Source organism: Mesorhizobium sp. (genome assembly GCF_004962925.1).
Lineage (GTDB): Bacteria > Pseudomonadota > Alphaproteobacteria > Rhizobiales > Rhizobiaceae > Mesorhizobium.
Map to the genome: position 1 here is coordinate 1 of NZ_SUEO01000367.1, position 2,390 is coordinate 2,390.

At 63.0% G+C, this 2,390-nt stretch carries 2 protein-coding genes; both read right to left on the reverse strand.

All coding sequences use genetic code 11. The features are described from left to right. Positions 1 to 365, reverse strand: a 365-nt coding sequence (locus tag E5W87_RS34975) for a 3-deoxy-7-phosphoheptulonate synthase (protein ID WP_292408399.1), incomplete at its 3' end; no start/stop codon positions are given. Positions 366 to 546: 181 nt separating this feature from the next. After that, positions 547 to 2,390: TRCF domain-containing protein (locus E5W87_RS34980; RefSeq protein ID WP_292408402.1), on the reverse strand; the 1,844-nt coding region annotated here is incomplete at its 5' end.

The window sequence follows — 2,390 nt, forward strand, 5'->3', positions numbered from 1 at the left end:
GTCTCGTTGTCGGACGAGCGCGGCTTGGCGAACTGGCCGGCGACGCGACCGACCTTCACCACCGGCTGCGCGCCGGCGAAGGTCAGCACCACCGACATCTGCAGGAAGACGCGGAAGAAGTCGCGGATGTTGTCCGCGCCATGCTCGGCAAAACTCTCGGCGCAATCGCCGCCCTGCAGAAGGAATGCGTCACCGGCAGCGACGGTCGCAAGCTGCTTCTTCAGCTTGCGTGCCTCACCTGCAAAAACCAGCGGCGGAAAGGTGGCGAGTTGGGCTTCCGTGTTCTTCAGCGCGGCAAGATCCGGATAGGCAGGAACCTGCTGGATCGGCTTTGCTCTCCACGAATTCGGTGACCATTTCGTCATCGTTGCACCCAACGTTCTTTCCAGCGGGCGCTATCGCCCGCCATTGCGCCCCAATATGGGATCGCGGCTCCATACACGAAGCCGATTTCCTATTCTAGACCGGATTTGGACGTGTGGCGAATGGCCGTGATGCGCCAAAACGGCCGGCATAGTCATTGGCCAAAGCACCAGCGACGCCTTGCTATGCAGCCTTCTCCACCAGCCGAGCCAATTGCGTCATGACGACCGCGGACCCAGCCAGCCGCTTTTCAGATGTCGGCCAGTCGCGGACGAAAACGACGCTGTGATCCGGCCGGATCTTGGCCAGCGAGCCCTGCTCGCCGATGAACGTGACCAGCCCGACAGGATTGGAAAACTCGCGCTTGCGGAAGTGTATGACGACGCCCTTTGGCCCGGCATCGAGCTTTTCGACGTTGGCCTTGCGGCAGAGCGCCTTGATGAAGACGATCTTCAGCAGGTGCTTCACCTCCTCCGGCAACGGGCCGAAGCGGTCGATCAGTTCGGCGCCGAAGGCATCGATCTCCTCGGTGTTTTCGAGATCGCCGAGGCGGCGGTAGAGCGCCAGCCGCAGTTGCAGGTCCGGAACATAGCTCTCCGGGATCATCACCGCCGTGCCGACGGCGATCTGCGGCGACCAGCCGCCATCTTGAACCTCGCCGGAATCCTTCACCTCGGCGACCGCTTCTTCCAGCATCTGCTGGTAAAGCTCGAAGCCGACCTCCTTGATGTGGCCGGACTGCTCTTCGCCAAGAAGATTGCCGGCACCTCTGATATCGAGATCATGGCTGGCGAGCTGAAAGCCGGCGCCCAGCGTGTCGAGCGACTGCAGCACCTTCAACCGGCGCTCGGCGGTGTCGGTCAGCTTGCGGTTGGCCGGAAGTGTGAACAGCGCATAGGCGCGCACCTTCGAGCGGCCGACGCGACCGCGCAACTGGTAGAGTTGCGACAGGCCGAACATGTCGGCGCGATGCACGATCAGCGTGTTGGCGGTCGGGATATCGAGGCCGGATTCGACAATGGTGGTCGACAGCAACACGTCGTACTGGCCGTCATAGAAGGCATTCATGATGTCGTCGAGCTCGCCCGGCGGCATCTGGCCGTGAGCGACAGCCACTTTCAGCTCTGGCACGGATTCTCGAAGGAAATCATGAATTTCCGCCAAATCGCTGATGCGCGGCACGACATAGAAGGAATGGCCGCCACGGTAACGTTCCCTGAGCAGGGTCTCGCGGATAACCAGGGGATCGAATGGCGAGATAAAGGTGCGCACCGCCAGGCGGTCGACCGGCGGCGTGGCGATCAGCGACAGTTCGCGCACGCCGGTCAATGCCAGTTGCAGCGTGCGCGGGATCGGCGTCGCCGACAGCGTCAGCACATGCACGTCGCTCTTCAGGTCCTTGAGCCGTTCCTTGTGCTTGACGCCAAAGTGCTGCTCCTCGTCGATGATCAACAGGCCGAGATTCTTGAACGAGATCGAGGAGCCGAGCAGCGCATGCGTGCCGACGACGATGTCGACCGTGCCTTCGGAGATGCCTTTTTTTGCCTCGGCCAGATCCTTGGCGCCGACCAGCCGCGAGGCCTGGGCGACGCGGATCGGCAGGCCGGAGAAACGCTGCGAGAAGGTCTTGAAATGCTGGCGTGACAACAGCGTCGTCGGCACCACCACCGCGACCTGAAAGCCTTCCATCGCCGCGATGAAGGCGGCACGAAGGGCGACTTCGGTCTTGCCGAAGCCGACGTCGCCGCAGATCAGCCGGTCCATCGGCTTTCCCGCGCCCAGATCGCCCATGACCGAATCGATCGCCGTCTGCTGGTCGTCGGTCTCCTCATAAGGGAAACGCGCCGCAAACTCGCCATAGAGGCCTTCCGCCGGCACCAGCGAAGGAGCGGCGCGCATCTGCCGCTCGGCGGCGATGCGGATCAACTGGCCGGCCATGTCGAGCAGGCGCTTCTTCAGCCGCGCCTTGCGCGACTGCCAGGCACCGCCGCCAAGCTTGTCCAATGTCGCTTCGGCCGACTCCGAGC